Source organism: Pseudomonas sp. TR47 (assembly GCF_044143025.1).
GTDB lineage: Bacteria > Pseudomonadota > Gammaproteobacteria > Pseudomonadales > Pseudomonadaceae > Aquipseudomonas > Aquipseudomonas putida_E.
Window position 1 is genome coordinate 60,136 of sequence record NZ_JBHFCS010000001.1, and the last position, 15,846, is coordinate 75,981.

Genomic DNA, 15,846 nt, shown 5'->3' on the forward strand with positions numbered 1-15,846 from the left:
GGTTAACCAGGCATCCCTGCCTGATGGCCAGGCCATTTACCCGTCATTGACCTGCGGCAAGTCGGGCCTGGCTCTCCAGTTCCTGGCGCAACGCCGGGTCCAGGCGAAGCTGGCGGGCCAGTTCGTCCAGGTATGCACGCTCCATGAAGTTCTCCTGATCGACCATCATCAGGCTGGCCAGGTACATCTCGGCGGCCATCTCCGGCGTTTGTGCGGCGCGCGCGACTTCGGCCGGGTCCAGTGGCTTGTTCAGCTCGGCGTGCAACCAGTGCTGCAGTTCGCGGTCGTTGTCCAGGCGGGTGAATTCGCCTTCGATCAGCGCGCGCTCGCGCTCGTCGATGTGGCCATCGGATTTGGCCGCCGCCACCAACGCCCGCAATACCGCCTGGCTATGCTGCTCGACCTGGGCCGGCGGCAGGCGATCGAGGGTTTGCGGTTCGGTCCCCTGCCCTGCGCCCTGGCGGGCCTGCCAGTTGCCATAGGCCTTGTAGGCCAGCACGCCGAGCGCGGCGAGGCCGCCGTAGGTGATCACTTTGCCCCCGTACTTGCGCGCCTTCTTGCTGCCCAACAGCAAGCCCAGGGCGCCAGCCCCAAGCGCCCCGCCCCCGGCGCCGGAAAGCAGGCTGCCCAAGCCTCCTGAGCCTGTGGCCGGCTTGCCTGCGCCGGACTGTTTGTTCAACAGTTCCTGGCCGGATTTGAGCAGTTGATCGAGCAGACCCCGAGTATTCATTCGCATGTCTCCACGCAGCGGAAAGTAACGTCCAGAGTAAGGCTTGCAAGGCCAAGGGCCACCCGTGGATTTGCTTCCGGATGTTGCATTGGCAGGCAAAAAGCCAACTAGACTCGAGATCGTCACAAGCACCCCAGGCTGGTAGCAATCGCAACACTGCGGTCTGGATGACTGCCCGACCACGCCCCCAAACGCAGCCGCCCAGGCGCCGGCCGCAGACACAACAGGAGCCCCCGATGCAAACCAACATGCTGATCAACGGTCGCCTGGTCGCAGGCGATGGCCCGGCCTGGACTGTGCTCAACCCCGCTGAAGGCAGTGCCTTGGCACAGATCAACGAAGCCACCGAGGCCCAGGTCGATACGGCGGTGCGTGGCGCCGACCATGCCTTCGACAGCTGGTCGCAGACCAGCCCTAAAGAGCGCTCGCTGGCCCTGCTGGCGCTGGCCGACACGATTGAGGCGCATGCCGATGAACTGGCCAGGCTGGAGTCGCAAAATTGTGGCAAACCCTTCGCTGCGGCCCTGAACGACGAAATACCGGCCATCGCCGATGTGCTGCGCTATTTTGCCGGCGCCGCCCGCTGCCTCGGTGGCTCGGCGGCCGGTGAATACCTGCCAGGGCACACCTCGATGATCCGCCGCGACCCGCTGGGCGTAGTGGCCTCGATCGCACCCTGGAACTATCCACTGATGATGCTGGCGTGGAAGATCGCCCCAGCCTTGGCCGCTGGCAATACCGTGGTCATAAAACCGTCCGAGCTGACCCCGCTGACCGCCCTGCGCCTCGGCGAACTGGCCAAGGACGTACTGCCTGCCGGCGTGCTCAACATCCTCTTCGGCCACGGCCAGACGGTCGGCAACCCACTGGTTACCCACCCCAAGGTGCGTATGGTCTCGCTGACTGGCTCGATCCCTACCGGCGCGCACATCATCGGCGCCACGGCGGGCAGCGTTAAGCGCATGCACATGGAACTGGGCGGCAAGGCGCCTGTGCTGGTGTTCGACGATGCCGACATCGATGCCGCCATCGACGGCATCCGCACCTTCGGTTTCTACAACGCAGGCCAGGACTGCACCGCAGCCTGCCGCCTGTATGTGCAGGCCGGCATCTACGAACGCTTCGTCGAACGCCTCGGCAAAGCCGTGGCCAGCCTTAAAACCGGCCTGCAGGATGCCGAAGACACCGAACTCGGCCCGCTGATCAGCGCCCAGCACCGTGACAAGGTGGCCGGCCTGGTCGGGCGCGCCATCGCCCAGCCGCACATTCGCCTGGTCACCGGGGGCAAGGCACTACCGGGGGATGGCTTCTTCTTCGAGCCAACGGTGCTGGCTGATGCGCTGCAGGATGACGAGATCGTGCGCCACGAGGTGTTTGGCCCGGTGGTGTCGGTGACACGCTTCACTGACGAAGCGCAGGCGCTGGAATGGGCCAACGACTCGGAGTACGGCCTGGCTTCATCGGTGTGGACCCGCGACACGGGCCGCGCCCACCGCCTGGCGGCCCGGTTGCAATATGGCTGCACCTGGGTCAATACCCACTTCATGCTGGTCAGCGAAATGCCCCATGGCGGGCAGAAGCATTCGGGGTATGGGAAGGACATGTCGATGTATGGGCTGGAGGATTACACCTGCGTGCGGCATGTGATGATCAAGCATTGAGCGTGATGTGAAGCTACCGGCCTCTCCTGAGACAAGTCAGCAAGGAGGCCGGTACAAAGTGGCGATCGTCTTCGCATGAATACCTAGGACCTTTCTTTAGATGGACCCTTGAAGCCATTTTCAGGCGACGCCCGCCAGTTCCTTGAGCAGGCCGGAGTAACACCATGAATGTCATGACCTACCGCAGCTATACCGCAAGAATCGAATGCAGTGACGAGGACCAGTTGCTGATTGGACACGTTGCGGGCATACGTGACGTGATTGGTTTTCACGGCGAGTCGATCAGTGAATTGCGACAAGCATTCGAGGAGGCCGTTGATGACTATCTCGAAACCTGTAAACGCCTTGGCCGTGAGCCGCAAAAGACCTATTCGGGGAAGCTGAGTCTGCGCCTTGAGCCCACCCTTCACGCCAGCGTGGCCGCAAAGGCCGAGCTGGCGGAAAAAAACATCAATCAGTGGGTCAGCGATATTCTGAGCAAGGCCGCTTACAGCTGAGGTGGTCAATCAGTCCCGCAGATCCGACTCATGTATCGGATTCGCCCGGCTGGTAGCCCGTTGATACTGCGCCGGCCACGTAGCCCTGTTACCGCCCAGGTCATCATCGGCATGCAACGGCCAGTAAGGGTCGCGCAGCAGCTCGCGAGCCAGGAAGATCAGGTCGGCCTGCCCGGTGCGCAGGATGTGTTCGGCCTGGGCCGGTTCGGTGATCATGCCCACCGTACCGGTGGCGATTTCCGATTCCTTGCGTACACGCTCGGCGAAGCGGGTCTGGTAGCCGGGGCCGGTGGGGATTTCGGCATTCATCGAAGTACCGCCGGAGGACACATCGATCAAGTCGACACCGAGCGCTCGCAGGCGACGGGCCAGTTCTACTGTTTCGTCGGGGTTCCAGCCGTCTTCCACCCAATCGGTCGCCGACACGCGAACGAACAGCGGCAGTTCCTTCGGCCAGACCTTACGCACCGCCTCGGTCACCTGCAGCGTCAGGCGGATGCGGTTTTCGAAGCAACTGCCATATTCATCGCGGCGCTGATTGCTCAGCGGCGAGAGGAACTGGTGCAGCAGGTAGCCATGGGCGGCGTGGATCTCGACTACCTTGAAGCCCGCTTGCAATGCTCGTTCGGTGGCTTTGACAAACTCGGCTACAACATCCTGGATCTCGTCTTTGCTCAACTCACGCGGCGCCGTGTGTTCAGGGTCGAAGGCAATCTTCGACGGCCCCACCGGCTGCCAGCCACCTTCCTCGATCTTGACGCTGCCATGCTTGCCCAGCCACGGGCGATAGGTGCTGGCCTTGCGCCCGGCGTGGGCCAGCTGGATGCCCGGCACAGCGCCCTGCGCGGTGATGAAGCGGGTGATGCGTTGCAGTGGGACGATCTGTTCATCGTTCCACAGACCAAGGTCCTCGGCAGTGATCCGGCCATCGGCGGTCACAGCGACCGCTTCGGTGATGACCAGCCCGGCACCACCGACGGCGCGGCTACCCAAATGGACAAGGTGCCAGTCGTTGGCCAGGCCATCGACAGCGGAATACTGGCACATCGGCGAGACGGCGATGCGGTTGGGCAACGTCAGCTGACGCAGGGTGTAAGGCTCGAGCAGCAGGCTCATGAGGGCACCTCCCAAGGACTCCAATGGTGATCCGGCCCGGGCATTCAAGTGCACATCCCTGGCCCGGTGCCGGTCATTAATCAGACTAGACCAGATTGGTGGGAGGGAGGTTCGATGGGATTGTTGACTGCTCTGATGCCATGGGTGGTACCACCCTCCAGAGCGATCTGATGCCGGTCGACTGGCCTATGTAGAAATAGCCTACAAGACAACTTTAATAATCCTACGGCCCGGTAAGAAATTCTTCTCAATAAGCGAGTGCTGTGCCCTATCGCCACCCGACACAAATAAAACTATCGTCATTATCGCCCTCGACATGCGAAAAATCTTCGTAAATCGAAGAAAACACCCACTGACCTGACAATAAGATTAATGGACAAATTTTTCTCCACACAAGATATAAGCACGCTCGATAACGCCATTACCGACCACGAACAGCTTCTGCTTACCAAGGCATTTTCTGATGCCCTATGGAGATATGACTGGCCGGTAAACTCAACACCCTTCTCTCGTCCCTGCTGGCATTTTTTCATTGCAGGAAGCCGCCGCGAATCCCTCGAATGCTGTGAGGAAGAGCTGGAAAATGATAAACGCTGGGGTTTTCTGGCTCATATCTGGCATCGATTGAAAGCGACCCACATTAAAAACTCCAGACTACTTGGCGTATACGCAAACGGACAGACAGCAGGGCAGGACAGCCCGATTCATCGAGACAACCTACCAAGCGAACCCGGCCAGACAGCAGTGATTTTCTGCAACGATTATTGGGCCACGACTTGGGGAGGCGAACTCATGTTTTGCAATGACATAAAAAACGACATTATCGCTGCCGTTCTTCCAAAACCTAAACGCATCGTAGTGTTCAACGGCGAAATTCCACACCGAGCAAAATCGCCAGCAATTGAATGCGATCGTTTGCGAGTGACACTTGCGTTCAAAACAATCAGGAGCAAGTCGCATGAGTAATCGCGTGGAAATATTTGTTGCCATGGTAGACCGTGTGGGAAAACCTGGATTCCAGGCTGGAGCAGCTTCGGCCGTACATGATCAGTTCAATACCGATAAAAAGGGATTTTCACTGATAGTACAAGGTGCTCAAACCAGCACCGCAGTCGCCTCTGTACTTTCAGTCACCCAGATGACGGCGGGGGCAGTACCATTTATCAATATCGCCACCAACTCCCTCGCAGGAACGGTTACTTTCTTAAAGATTGTTGCCGAATACCGAGACAATCAAAAGCTAAACTATGGCGACGTAGTCAGCCTGGTGGGTAACGTCGCCGGTGTCGTCGCGGGTTTTGCACTATTGCTAGGAGGACCTTTGACCGCCGGTTCCTTCACCGCCGTATCACTAGCAGCAAGTCTGATAGGGACATATAATTCAGAGCTAGCCCGGAGAATCCAAAAAACCGCTACGGACGCCATCATCAATGCATTGAAAACCCATGATGTGACACAAGAACCCTCTACACCCCTCATTGCACCAAACCTAACAGTAACAGACCCAGCGTCGATAGCCGCTCATTTCGGCGGATTGATCACGGTCATTACATGGAACCCTACTACTCACGACATCAAGTTAGACACCCGAATACTTGAGGAATTCAAAACCAACGCAAGTACTCGCCCCATCCCCCATGGAGGCAATAATCTACCCGTTACGCCATCTGCGCCTGAGCACTCAGGAGGCGCAACACTGACCATAGGAATTGAAAGCTTAACCGGGCAGCCTCCGGCAGGGCCGACGCCATCAATTACCGTTGGGTTTGGCGCAGGGCAAGATAAATATGCTTGCTGCAATGCACCGCAGCAAGACAAATATCGCTGACCGGCAATCACCTCTAAGAGAGAGACACCAATGCTAACTTGGGGAGCTTGGATCAAACTGATGCGCAGCATGCCTGCGCATGACCGTGTGAAGTGCCTGATATTGACGGGGATCGCATTCCTCTTTTTACTACCCATATTTCTCTATGACTTCGGAGAGAAAATCGAGCCCGCTACCGCTCCATGGGTTCGCATACCCGCGTCGCTGACTTCAAACCCTGAGATTTGGGAGTACGACAAATCCATATATGGCTTAGGTGTTCGTTACAATGCGCCTAATGGCCAACGGGTTAAAACATGGATGTACGTGGACAGGTCCCGCTACGACAACGCCAACGTCAGCAAAACAACACCTCTATTCATAGAAGTCGAAAACACCCTTTCCGGCCCTATCGCGAGGACTTTATCGACTAAAGATGAAATATTATCCGACCCTTCACTCAGGCAGCGTGTAAACGAAACGAGTGATCGGAAAGCTGTAGAAGGGATCGTGTTCGTCTGCACGTTCAGCCTCCTCTCATTTGCAGGGGCCGCAGTGATTCACTGGCAAAACCTGCGAAATAAGAAGCAACAGCGTGCGGTCGAAACATAGCAGGATTTCTCGGCTTCGCTGCGCGAGTAGCCAAAATGCACATGGACGTTGCAGAGTCAGGGCGGCGCTCAACTTCCACAACCCCGCAAAACCAAGGCAGGCACTTGTAGTGCTCCTCAGCGCGGCTCCATATGCGCAATCATCAGCTGCACACTTTCATTACCTCGAAACTCATTCACATCCAGCTTGTACGCCAGCTCCACCCAACGCACGGTCGGGTTCGGCCACACCTCGCGGTCGATGCCGAAGGCAATGCCATCCAACCGCACCGAGCCACACTCACTCTTGAGCACCACTTTAAGATGGCGCTCGCCGACCACGCGCTGCTCGACCAGCTGGAACACACCATGGAACAGCGGTTCGGGGAAGTGTTGCCCCCAAGGCCCGGCGTTACGCAGGGCCTTGGCCAGGTCCAGGTGAAATTCCTCCACCGCCAGGCTGCCATCCGAAAGCAGACGGCCGGTCAAATCCTCTTCGCGCAACTGGCGACGGACTTCTTCATCGAACGCTTCGGCGAACGCCGGGAAATGACTTTCGGGCAACGACAGGCCCGCAGCCATGGCATGCCCACCGAACTTGCTGATCAGTTCAGGCTGGCGCGCTGCCACTGCATCCAGCGCATCACGGATGTGAAAGCCCGGTACCGACCGCGCCGAGCCCTTGAGCATGCCGTCACCGGCATCGGCGAAGGCGATAGTAGGCCGGTGGTAACGCTCTTTCAGGCGTGAGGCGAGGATCCCGATCACACCTTGGTGCCATTCGGCATCGAACAGGCATAGGCCGTAAGGCATGGACTCGACCGGCAAATCCTTGAGCTGGGCCAAGGCTTCGCGCTGCATGCCCTGCTCGATCGACTTGCGGTCCTGGTTCAGGCCGTCGAGCTGCTGTGCCATGTCCAGGGCCAGCGCCTCGTCCTCGCACAACAGGCACTCGATACCCAGGCTCATGTCGTCCAGGCGCCCGGCGGCATTGAGCCGCGGGCCTAGAATGAAGCCCAGGTCAGTGGAGGTGATACGCCGGTGATCGCGACGTGCCACCTCCAGAATCGCCTTCAGCCCCGGCCGCGCCCGGCCGGCACGGATGCGCTCCAGGCCCTGATGCACGAGGATGCGGTTGTTGGCATCCAGCGGCACCACGTCGGCTACGCTGCCCAGCGCGACCAGGTCGAGCAGCTCACCGATGTTCGGTTGTGCTTGCGTCTGGTAGCGCCCCAGGCTGCGCAGGCGCGCGCGCAAGGCCATCAGCACGTAGAAGATCACCCCGACGCCGGCCAGCGATTTGCTTGGGAAGTCGCAACCTGGCTGGTTCGGGTTGACGATAGCGTCGGCGTCCGGCAATTGCTGGCCCGGCAGGTGGTGGTCGGTGACCAGCACTTTGAGCCCAGCCGCTTTGGCTGCCGCCACACCCTCGACACTGGAAATGCCGTTGTCGACCGTGATCAGCAATTGCGGCTGGCGCTGCAGCGCCACCTCGACGATCTCCGGGGTCAGGCCATAGCCATATTCGAAACGGTTGGGCACCAGGTAGTCGACATGGGCCGCGCCCAGCAGGCGCAGGCCGAGCACGCCGACAGTACTGGCGGTGGCGCCGTCGGCATCGAAGTCGCCGACGATGATGATGCGCTGGCGCTGGTCGAGCGCTTCGACCAGCAAGTCTACAGCGGCATCGATGCCCTTGAGCTGCTGGTAGGGCAACAGCCGCGCCAGGCTCTTGTCCAGCTCGGCCTCGGACTGCACGCCGCGGGCGGCATACAAGCGGGTCAGCAAGGGTGGCAGGTTACCGAGAAACGGCAGGGTCGGCGGCAGCGGGCGGGGTTCGATACGCATGGGTCGGTTGGCTCAGCCACGCTCACCGAGCAGCCACTGCAGCTGCACTTCGTGCTGGCCACGGTCATCAGTGACGAACACTGTGCCTTCACTGATCATCACGTCCCACTTGATGCTGCGCGGCATGTCCGTGGCAAGCACCTCGAGCACCTCTTGCGGCACAGCGGCGATGTTCAGGTTCTTCAGGTTCTTGACCGCGCCAACCACCTTGCTCTCCCATACACGCAGGCTGCCGTAGGCCAGCAGGCTGGTGCGCTCGGTACGGCGCGAACACCAGGTCAGGCGATCAGCGTCCGGCTGCCCCACTTCGATCCAGTGCAGTACGCGGTCGTCCAGGCTCTTTTCCCACAGGGCAGGCTCGTCGACATCCGACAGGCCGCGGCCGAACGACAGATTCTCGTTGTACCAGAGTGCGTAGGCCAACAGCCGCACGGCCATGCGCTCTTCGGTTTCCGAAGGATGACGGGCGATGGTCTGCTTGACGCTTTCGTACACGCCGCGATCGAGATCGGTCAGATTCAGTTCGAATTTGTAGGTGGTGGACGGCTGGGCCATGGTCGAAGGGCTACTTGCGCAAAGAAAAGTCACACAGTCTACCCGATCCTGATCTTCGTTGCGCCGCAGCAGTATCTGCCGCTACCGACCTATGATAAAACCACGGTTCTGCCCAATTGCCACGGATGCCCCATGCCTACGCCCAGCAAACCCCTCGCCGGCCTGAAAGTCATCGAGCTTGGCACCCTGATCGCTGGCCCGTTCGCTTCGCGCATCTGCGCCGAGTTCGGCGCCGAGGTGATCAAGGTCGAGTCGCCCGACGGCGGTGACCCGCTGCGCAAATGGCGCAAGCTGTACGAGGGTACTTCGCTGTGGTGGTTCGTGCAGGCGCGCAACAAGCAGTCACTGACGCTGAACCTCAAGCATCCCGATGGTCGCGAGATCCTCAAGCGGCTGCTGGCCGAGGCCGACATTCTCATCGAGAACTTTCGCCCAGGCGTGCTGGAAAAGCTCGGCCTGGGCTGGGATGTGCTGCACGAGCTCAACCCGAAACTGGTGATGGTGCGCCTGTCAGGCTTCGGCCAGACCGGGCCGATGAAGGATCAGCCAGGTTTCGGTGCCGTGGGCGAGTCGATGGGTGGCCTGCGCTATATCACCGGCTTCGACGACCGCCCACCGGTGCGCACCGGCATCTCCATCGGCGACTCGATCGCTGCATTGTGGGGCGTGATCGGCGCACTGATGGCGCTGCGCCACCGCGAAGTCAACGGCGGCCAGGGCCAGGTGGTGGACGTGGCGCTGTACGAGGCAATCTTCGCCATGATGGAAAGCATGGTTCCCGAGTTCGATGTGTTTGGCTTCATTCGCGAACGCACCGGCAACATCATGCCGGGCATCACGCCCTCTTCCATCCACACCAGCGCCGACGGCAAGCACGTGCAGATCGGTGCCAATGGCGATGCGATATTCAAACGTTTCATGCAGGCCATCGGCCGTAACGACCTGGCCGACGACCCGACGCTGGCCAGCAATGATGGCCGCGATGCGCGGCGTGACGAACTGTACGGGGTGATCGACCGCTGGGCCAACAGCCTGCCCCTGGAGCAGGTGATGCAGGTACTGACAGCCGCCGAAGTGCCGGCAAGCCGAATCTACTCGGCAGAAGACATGTTCAACGACCCGCAGTACCTGGCCCGCGAGATGTTCCTGCAGGCCCGCCTGCCGGACGGTAAAGCGTTCAAGATGCCAGGCATTGTACCCAAGCTGTCCGAAACACCCGGCTCGGCCGAGTGGGTAGGCCCGGCGCTGGGCGAGCACACCGATGCCCTGCTTGGCACCCTGGGTTATGACGCCGCCGCCATCGCCAGCTTGCGCCAGGCAGGCACGGTCTGAGGTCGCCCCCGCCCGTGCGCGCGTTCCTGTCCCTGCTGTGCGGGCTGCTGCTCGCCATGGCCATCGCGCCAGTGCAGGCCAAGGAACGCCTGATATGGCTGGTCCGCGACCTGCCGCCCTTCACCATCCTGGAGGGTGCGGCCAAGGGCCAAGGTGCGATCGACCGGATGCTGGCGCTGCTGATCGAACAGATGCCCGAGTACGACCACGACATCGTACGGGTCACTCGGGCGCGCGGCATACAGATGCTGCAGGACCCTACCAGCTTCACCTGCGATCCGACCATGCTGTGGACACCGGAGCGTGCGAAGTTCGTGCATTTCTCCGAACCGGTGCTGGGGGCGATGAGCGGTGGCCTGGTCGTACGCAAGCAAGCCGGATCTCTGCTGGCACCGTTTCTGGATGGTGCGCAGGTTGACCTCAAACGCTTGTTGAGCGACACGCAACTGCAGCTTGGCATCGTCGCCGGACGCAGCTACAACACACAGATCGACGAGATCCTGCACCAGCTCCCCGACGCAGTCCTCAGCCGCCACTATGGTAACGATGCCACTGCCAATCTGCTGCAGATGCAGCGCCTGGGGCGCCTGCAACTGGTGCTCGGCTACTGGCCGGAAGTGCGCTACCTGATCCAGCAGCAAGGCGGCTCGCTCGATGAGTACCAGTTTCACCCGATACAAGGGGTGAACCGCTACCAGTTCTTGCATGTGGGCTGCTCCGATTCCCCCTTGGGGCACGCAGCGGTCGCGCATATAGACCAATTGTTGCCCCCGCTACGCCGGGACACCCTGCCCGCACTTTACGCCAAATGGCTGGATCCGGAGCTGCAAGAAGAATATCTGGAACAGAGCAGGCATTTTTTCGAAGCGCGATAAAAAAGAAACCCCGGGACGCTGGGGAGGACGCCCGGGGCCAATCGAAAGTCCTCATGGACTTCCCGCGACAACCCGCCATCACCGGAGCTGTGTGCTGGCTGGCTGCCCTACTGTCTCTGATGCGCCACTCAGGCAAAGGTTCCTTGAGGATGCTGACGTTGCTGCAACGCGGCGATGACACAGGGTTGCAGGCGCCCCTCGGCTATCTGCAGGTCACGGTGAAGGCCATCGACCAGGTCGATCAGCAGGCTTTGCTCCTGCAACTGGCGCTGGCTGACCGTTCGGCGCAAGGTAATGCCACCGAGACTGTCGAAAACGGTGAGTTGCCGGTTGCCAATGGCATCGGCGGTGCCTAGCTGGGTCTGATAGGGGCTCAGGGCGTCATTAAGCAGTCTGCAGATTCTTTCCATCCGGATCACTCGCTGCGTGGTGGTATATGAAGGAACTGACCAGCAAGCGCAGCGGAAAGTTCGTTGCGCTGCAGCTGTTTCAGTGAGCATGCGTGGGTGATGTGACCGTTTGAATACGCTGCAAGGCCTGCTGCCAACGCCGCACCGGTAGCGGCCAGGGCAGGTCGGCCAGCACCCAGAGGCCACGCTCGCGAGCTTGCTCGGCAAGGTTGGGCCGGTGCTTGCTGGCACAGCCGACGAAAAGCAAAGCGCGTGAACAGCGGTTGCGCTCCAGGCGTTCGAGCAGGGCCTGGCCGCCTTTCATCGCATGGTCGAGGATCAGCAGATCGGCACCGCGCTTGCGTGCCAGGCAGGCATTGAGGTCAACCAGATCATGGGTGATGCGCACATCGAAAACGCCCAGGGCATTGCACGCCTGATGCAGGAGAATCTGGTGGGAAGGCCGAGCCTGGTGAATCAACACGTAGGGCTGATGCATGAGCCGCTCCTGAGGGAAGGACGGGCCACTGTATGCAGCGCTCAACGCGTTTTACATAGGAAAAGTCTGAATGAAACCGGGGAAAAATCTAAAAAAGGGGCCGCGCAGCGGCCCCTCTCATCACGATTAAAGCGGCTTGCCGCGATTACCGTGCTGGCTGACGAAGGCCTGGACTGCCTTGAGGTCGTTGGCCAGCACCGTGCAGCGCTCCTCACGGCCGAACAGGTCGCTCAGGTGCGCAGGCAGCTCCAGCGCCTTGCCGACGCCCGCTTTCTCCACAGCCTCCGGGAACTTGACCGGGTGCGCAGTGCCCAGCACCACCATAGGGGTATCCAGGCTGCGACGGCATTCGCGCGCGGCCTTTACGCCAATCGCGGTATGCGGGTCGAGCACTTCACCTGTGCTGGCGAAGACCTCGGCGATGGTCTCGCAAGTCTGCTCGTCGCTCACTGCCAGCGAGTCGAACAGCTTGCGCGCCTCTGTCCAGCGGTCCTGGTCGACGCTGAAACCGCCGCCCTGCTTGAAGTTGGCCATCAGTTCGCCGATAGCGGCACCGTTGCGACCGTGGAGGTCGAACAACAAGCGCTCGAAGTTGGACGAAACCATGATGTCCATCGACGGCGACAAGGTCGCGTGCAGGGTTTCCTTGACGTACTGGTTGCCGCTCATGAAGCGGTGCAGGATGTCGTTGCGGTTGGTGGCAACCACCAGCTGGCTGACCGGCAGGCCCATGTTGCGTGCCAGGTAGCCGGCGAAGATGTCGCCAAAGTTGCCGGTCGGCACCGAGAACGCCACCGAACGCGCCGGGCCACCGAGCTGCAGGGCAGCGTGGAAGTAGTAGACGATCTGGGCCATGATCCGCGCCCAGTTGATCGAGTTGACTGCGACCAGGCGGGTGCCTTTGAGGAACGACTGGTCGGCGAAGCTGGCCTTGACCATCTCCTGGCAGTCATCGAAGTTGCCTTCGATGGCGATGTTGTGGATGTTGTCGCCGAAGATGGTGGTCATCTGACGGCGCTGAACTTCCGACACACGCTGATGCGGATGAAGGATGAAGATGTCGACGTTGTCGCAGCGACGGCAGCCTTCGATGGCGGCCGAGCCGGTGTCGCCACTGGTGGCGCCAATGATCACCACGCGCTCGTTGCGCTTGGCCAGTACGTGGTCGAGCAGACGCCCGAGCAGCTGCAGGGCGAAGTCCTTGAAGGCCAGCGTCGGGCCGTGGAACAGCTCAAGAACCCACTCGTTGCTGTTCAGCTGGCGCAGCGGAGCGACCGCAGCGTGGGCGAACTCGCCGTAGGTCTCTTCCAGGATCTTCTTGAAATCGGCGTCGGCAATGCTGCCCTCGACGAACGGGCGCATCACACGGAAGGCCAGTTCGTGATACGGCAGGCCAGCCCAGGAAGCGATTTCTTCCTGGGTGAAGCGTGGGAGGTTCTCTGGCACGTACAGGCCGCCATCGCTGGCCAGGCCAGCCAGCAGGACGTCTTCGAAATTCAGGGCCGGTGCCTGGCCGCGGGTGCTGATATAGCGCATATGCAAACCTTCGGTTCGAGCGGCAAGTTGCAAGCTGCAAGCGCCAAGAAAAAGCTGTTCGGCATTTTTCTTACGCGCTGCACTGCCCTTGCCGCAAATTTAAACTGTTAGAAGCCCCAACACCGAACTGCTTTTTCTTGCAGCTTGCAGCTTGAAGCTTGCCGCTTAGTTGAGCTGTTCGACGCGGATGCGCACGACCTTGCCGACCACGTCCTGCAAGGCTTCCAGAGCAACGATGGCGTCGTTGATGCTCTGCTCGACCACACGGTGGGTCAGCAGGATCATCGGCACCAGGCCGTCCTGTTCCTCGACTTCTTTCTGCATGATCGACTCGATGTTGATGCCGCGCTCCGACAGGATGCTCGCCACCTGAGCCAGCACGCCCGGGTGGTCCTTGGCATGGATGCGCAGGTAGTAGGCGCTCTGGCAAGCTTCGATCGGCAGAATCGGGTGCGCCGACAGCGAGTCCGGCTGGAAGGCCAGGTGCGGCACGCGGTTTTCCGGGTCGCAGGTCATGGCGCGGACCACGTCAACCAGGTCGGCGACCACCGAGGAAGCCGTGGGCTCCATGCCGGCGCCGGCACCGTAATACAAGGTCGAGCCGGCCGCATCGCCATTGACCATCACGGCGTTCATCACGCCGTTTACGTTGGCGATCAGGCGATCGCTCGGGATCAGCGTCGGGTGCACGCGCAGCTCGATGCCTTCGGCAGTGCGGCGGGCTACACCCAGGTGCTTGATGCGGTAGCCCAGGGCTTCGGCGTAGTTCACGTCGGCAGTGGTCAGCTGGGTGATGCCTTCGGTGTAGGCCTTGTCGAACTGCAGCGGGATGCCAAAGGCGATGGACGCCAGGATGGTCAGCTTGTGCGCAGCATCGATACCTTCGACGTCGAAGGTCGGGTCGGCTTCGGCATAACCCAGCGCCTGCGCTTCGGCCAGCACGTCGGGGAAGGCGCGGCCTTTTTCACGCATCTCGGTGAGGATGAAGTTGCCGGTGCCGTTGATGATCCCGGCCAGCCAGTTGATGCGGTTGGCCGACAGGCCTTCGCGGATCGCCTTGATCACCGGGATGCCACCGGCCACTGCGGCTTCGAACGCAACGATCACGCCCTTCTCACGGGCCTTGGCGAAAATTTCGTTGCCGTGAACGGCGATCAGCGCCTTGTTGGCAGTCACCACGTGCTTGCCGTTTTCGATGGCCTTGAGCACCAGGTCGCGGGCGATGGTGTAGCCACCGATCAGCTCGATGACAACGTCGATCTCCGGGTTGCTCGCAACGTCGAACACATCAGCGGTAATGGGGGTACCGGTAATCTGGCAGTTCGGGTTCGGCGAGCGCATGGCGATCTGTGCCACTTCAATACCGCGCCCGGCACGGCGGGCAATCTCCTCGGCGTTGCGCTGAAGTACATTGAAGGTTCCGCCACCGACGGTCCCCAACCCACAGATGCCTACTTTGACCGGTTTCACTGTGAACTCCCCATTGAACGGCCGGCACCTGCGCCGACCGTGAAACATGCCGTCACCCCATGACGACGGCGTACTGAATGATTTACTTGGCGGCCTGCTGCTGGCCGGCCAGGGCCAGTTTGGCCACTTGCGGTGCCGGTTGATAACCTGGAATCACCTGGCCGTTTTCGAGCACGATCGCCGGCGTGCCGTTGACGCCGATCGACTGGCCCAGCTGGAACTGCTTGCCGACCGGGTTGGCGCATTTGGCAGCCTTGATTTCCTTGCCGTCGATCATCTTGTCCAGCGCTGCGCGGCGGTCACTGGAGCACCACACGGCCTGCAACTGCTCGTCACCCGGCGAGCCGAGGCCCTGGCGCGGGAAGGCGACATAGCGCACTTCGATACCGCGACGGTTGAGCTCCGGCACTTCGGCGTGCAGCTTGTGGCAATACGGGCAGGTGGTGTCGGTGAACACGGTGATGTGCGACTTGGTCTGGCCCTTGGCAGGATAAACCACCATCTCGGCAGCTGGAATGCCATTGATGAGCTTGGCTACGCCTTGGCGCTCGGTTTTCTCGGTCAGGTTGACCGGCTTGCCGTCCTGGATCTGGTACAGGTAGCCCTGCATGACGAACTGGCCATCGGCGCTGGCGTACAGCACACGGCCGCCCTGCAGCTTGACTTCATACAGGCCGTTGAGCGGGCTGCTGGCCACGCTCTCGACCGGCACTTCCAGCTCAAGGTTCTGCAACGACTTGCGAATCGCCTGCTCGGCAGCGGTATTGCTGTCGGTCGCCGCGGCAACGGCAAAGGTACTGGCCAGCGCCAACGCGGCGGCGGCGAAAATCTGGGTCACGCGCATGGGAACTCCTGAGGGCGGACAGGGGCCGGAGGGCGTCACCTGCGCAAAAACGCGGCGACCGTGCGGCCCTTGGTGCAAACCGCCCAAGCCTACCACA

16 protein-coding genes are annotated in these 15,846 nt (G+C 60.9%); 7 read left to right on the plus strand and 9 right to left on the minus strand.

Annotation, left to right across the window (positions count from 1 at the left end; genetic code table 11):
• Positions 1 to 43 precede the first annotated feature (43 nt).
• Positions 44 to 730, minus strand: coding sequence for a tellurite resistance TerB family protein (locus ACEWE8_RS00315; RefSeq protein ID WP_046784355.1), 687 nt, complete (start codon positions 728 to 730; stop codon positions 44 to 46).
• A gap of 236 nt (positions 731 to 966) precedes the next feature.
• On the opposite strand from ACEWE8_RS00315, the gene ACEWE8_RS00320 reads away from it, so the two are divergent.
• Both ACEWE8_RS00320 and ACEWE8_RS00325 read left to right on the plus strand, forming a co-directional pair.
• The gene (locus tag ACEWE8_RS00320; protein WP_395589204.1) at positions 967 to 2,391 is read left to right on the plus strand and encodes a gamma-aminobutyraldehyde dehydrogenase; all 1,425 of its coding nucleotides are present in this window, start codon (positions 967 to 969) and stop codon (positions 2,389 to 2,391) included.
• Between the two features lie 164 nt (positions 2,392 to 2,555).
• On the plus strand, positions 2,556 to 2,888 hold the full coding sequence (locus tag ACEWE8_RS00325) for a type II toxin-antitoxin system HicB family antitoxin (protein ID WP_395589205.1): 333 nt from the start codon (positions 2,556 to 2,558) through the stop codon (positions 2,886 to 2,888).
• Between the two features lie 9 nt (positions 2,889 to 2,897).
• On the opposite strand, the gene ACEWE8_RS00330 is transcribed toward ACEWE8_RS00325, so the two are convergent.
• On the minus strand, positions 2,898 to 4,004 hold the full coding sequence (locus ACEWE8_RS00330; protein ID WP_046784358.1) for an NADH:flavin oxidoreductase/NADH oxidase: 1,107 nt from the start codon (positions 4,002 to 4,004) through the stop codon (positions 2,898 to 2,900).
• A 372-nt stretch (positions 4,005 to 4,376) separates the two neighbouring features.
• On the opposite strand from ACEWE8_RS00330, the gene ACEWE8_RS00335 reads away from it, so the two are divergent.
• From ACEWE8_RS00335 to ACEWE8_RS00345, 3 genes are read left to right on the plus strand one after another with little or no spacing between them, the layout of a single operon-like run.
• Complete coding sequence (locus tag ACEWE8_RS00335; protein ID WP_080952050.1) at positions 4,377 to 4,970, plus strand: 2OG-Fe(II) oxygenase; 594 nt, start codon at positions 4,377 to 4,379, stop codon at positions 4,968 to 4,970.
• The gene (locus tag ACEWE8_RS00340; RefSeq protein ID WP_080952051.1) at positions 4,963 to 5,832 is read left to right on the plus strand and encodes a hypothetical protein; all 870 of its coding nucleotides are present in this window, start codon (positions 4,963 to 4,965) and stop codon (positions 5,830 to 5,832) included. Before ACEWE8_RS00335 ends, ACEWE8_RS00340 begins: the two co-directional genes overlap by 8 nt.
• A gap of 60 nt (positions 5,833 to 5,892) precedes the next feature.
• Positions 5,893 to 6,423, plus strand: coding sequence for a hypothetical protein (locus tag ACEWE8_RS00345; RefSeq protein WP_189339936.1), 531 nt, complete (start codon positions 5,893 to 5,895; stop codon positions 6,421 to 6,423).
• A 116-nt stretch (positions 6,424 to 6,539) separates the two neighbouring features.
• Here ACEWE8_RS00345 and recJ read toward each other — a convergent pair whose 3' ends face one another.
• Together recJ and ACEWE8_RS00355 are read right to left on the minus strand one after the other, a co-directional pair.
• Complete coding sequence (gene recJ, locus ACEWE8_RS00350; protein ID WP_046784360.1) at positions 6,540 to 8,249, minus strand: single-stranded-DNA-specific exonuclease RecJ; 1,710 nt, start codon at positions 8,247 to 8,249, stop codon at positions 6,540 to 6,542.
• Between the two features lie 12 nt (positions 8,250 to 8,261).
• Complete coding sequence (locus ACEWE8_RS00355) at positions 8,262 to 8,804, minus strand: YaeQ family protein (protein ID WP_046784361.1); 543 nt, start codon at positions 8,802 to 8,804, stop codon at positions 8,262 to 8,264.
• A 132-nt stretch (positions 8,805 to 8,936) separates the two neighbouring features.
• On the opposite strand from ACEWE8_RS00355, the gene ACEWE8_RS00360 reads away from it, so the two are divergent.
• Both ACEWE8_RS00360 and ACEWE8_RS00365 read left to right on the plus strand, forming a co-directional pair.
• Positions 8,937 to 10,136 (plus strand): CaiB/BaiF CoA-transferase family protein, encoded by a 1,200-nt coding sequence (locus ACEWE8_RS00360; protein ID WP_046784362.1) that lies wholly within the window; start codon positions 8,937 to 8,939, stop codon positions 10,134 to 10,136.
• A 14-nt stretch (positions 10,137 to 10,150) separates the two neighbouring features.
• Complete coding sequence (locus ACEWE8_RS00365) at positions 10,151 to 11,011, plus strand: TIGR02285 family protein (protein ID WP_080952052.1); 861 nt, start codon at positions 10,151 to 10,153, stop codon at positions 11,009 to 11,011.
• A gap of 128 nt (positions 11,012 to 11,139) precedes the next feature.
• On the opposite strand, the gene ACEWE8_RS00370 is transcribed toward ACEWE8_RS00365, so the two are convergent.
• The 5 genes from ACEWE8_RS00370 to dsbC form a co-directional block, all read right to left on the minus strand.
• Positions 11,140 to 11,421 carry a DUF3509 domain-containing protein gene (locus ACEWE8_RS00370; protein WP_080765825.1) on the minus strand — a complete coding sequence of 94 codons (282 nt, stop codon included), beginning with the start codon at positions 11,419 to 11,421 and terminating at the stop codon, positions 11,140 to 11,142.
• 79 nt (positions 11,422 to 11,500) lie between these two features.
• Positions 11,501 to 11,899 (minus strand): histidine kinase, encoded by a 399-nt coding sequence (locus ACEWE8_RS00375; protein ID WP_012315963.1) that lies wholly within the window; start codon positions 11,897 to 11,899, stop codon positions 11,501 to 11,503.
• Between the two features lie 126 nt (positions 11,900 to 12,025).
• A complete protein-coding gene (thrC, locus tag ACEWE8_RS00380) occupies positions 12,026 to 13,435 on the minus strand; it encodes a threonine synthase (protein ID WP_046784365.1) in 1,410 nt (469 codons plus the stop codon).
• 165 nt (positions 13,436 to 13,600) lie between these two features.
• A complete protein-coding gene (locus tag ACEWE8_RS00385) occupies positions 13,601 to 14,905 on the minus strand; it encodes a homoserine dehydrogenase (protein ID WP_046784366.1) in 1,305 nt (434 codons plus the stop codon).
• Positions 14,906 to 14,987: 82 nt separating this feature from the next.
• Positions 14,988 to 15,749 (minus strand): bifunctional protein-disulfide isomerase/oxidoreductase DsbC, encoded by a 762-nt coding sequence (gene dsbC, locus ACEWE8_RS00390; protein ID WP_046784367.1) that lies wholly within the window; start codon positions 15,747 to 15,749, stop codon positions 14,988 to 14,990.
• Between the last annotated feature and the right edge of the window lie 97 nt (positions 15,750 to 15,846).

Bases quoted from the DNA above. Each gene is read 5' to 3' on its own strand.
- ACEWE8_RS00315 (WP_046784355.1), bottom strand. From the start codon at position 730: ATGAATACTCGGGGTCTGCTCGATCAACTGCTCAAATCCGGCCAGGAA.
- ACEWE8_RS00320 (WP_395589204.1), top strand. From the start codon at position 967: ATGCAAACCAACATGCTGATCAACGGTCGCCTGGTCGCAGGCGATGGC.
- ACEWE8_RS00325 (WP_395589205.1), top strand. From the start codon at position 2,556: ATGAATGTCATGACCTACCGCAGCTATACCGCAAGAATCGAATGCAGT.
- ACEWE8_RS00330 (WP_046784358.1), bottom strand. From the start codon at position 4,004: ATGAGCCTGCTGCTCGAGCCTTACACCCTGCGTCAGCTGACGTTGCCC.
- ACEWE8_RS00335 (WP_080952050.1), top strand. From the start codon at position 4,377: ATGGACAAATTTTTCTCCACACAAGATATAAGCACGCTCGATAACGCC.
- ACEWE8_RS00340 (WP_080952051.1), top strand. From the start codon at position 4,963: ATGAGTAATCGCGTGGAAATATTTGTTGCCATGGTAGACCGTGTGGGA.
- ACEWE8_RS00345 (WP_189339936.1), top strand. From the start codon at position 5,893: ATGCGCAGCATGCCTGCGCATGACCGTGTGAAGTGCCTGATATTGACG.
- recJ (WP_046784360.1), bottom strand. From the start codon at position 8,249: ATGCGTATCGAACCCCGCCCGCTGCCGCCGACCCTGCCGTTTCTCGGT.
- ACEWE8_RS00355 (WP_046784361.1), bottom strand. From the start codon at position 8,804: ATGGCCCAGCCGTCCACCACCTACAAATTCGAACTGAATCTGACCGAT.
- ACEWE8_RS00360 (WP_046784362.1), top strand. From the start codon at position 8,937: ATGCCTACGCCCAGCAAACCCCTCGCCGGCCTGAAAGTCATCGAGCTT.
- ACEWE8_RS00370 (WP_080765825.1), bottom strand. From the start codon at position 11,421: ATGGAAAGAATCTGCAGACTGCTTAATGACGCCCTGAGCCCCTATCAG.
- ACEWE8_RS00375 (WP_012315963.1), bottom strand. From the start codon at position 11,899: ATGCATCAGCCCTACGTGTTGATTCACCAGGCTCGGCCTTCCCACCAG.
- thrC (WP_046784365.1), bottom strand. From the start codon at position 13,435: ATGCGCTATATCAGCACCCGCGGCCAGGCACCGGCCCTGAATTTCGAA.
- dsbC (WP_046784367.1), bottom strand. From the start codon at position 15,749: ATGCGCGTGACCCAGATTTTCGCCGCCGCCGCGTTGGCGCTGGCCAGT.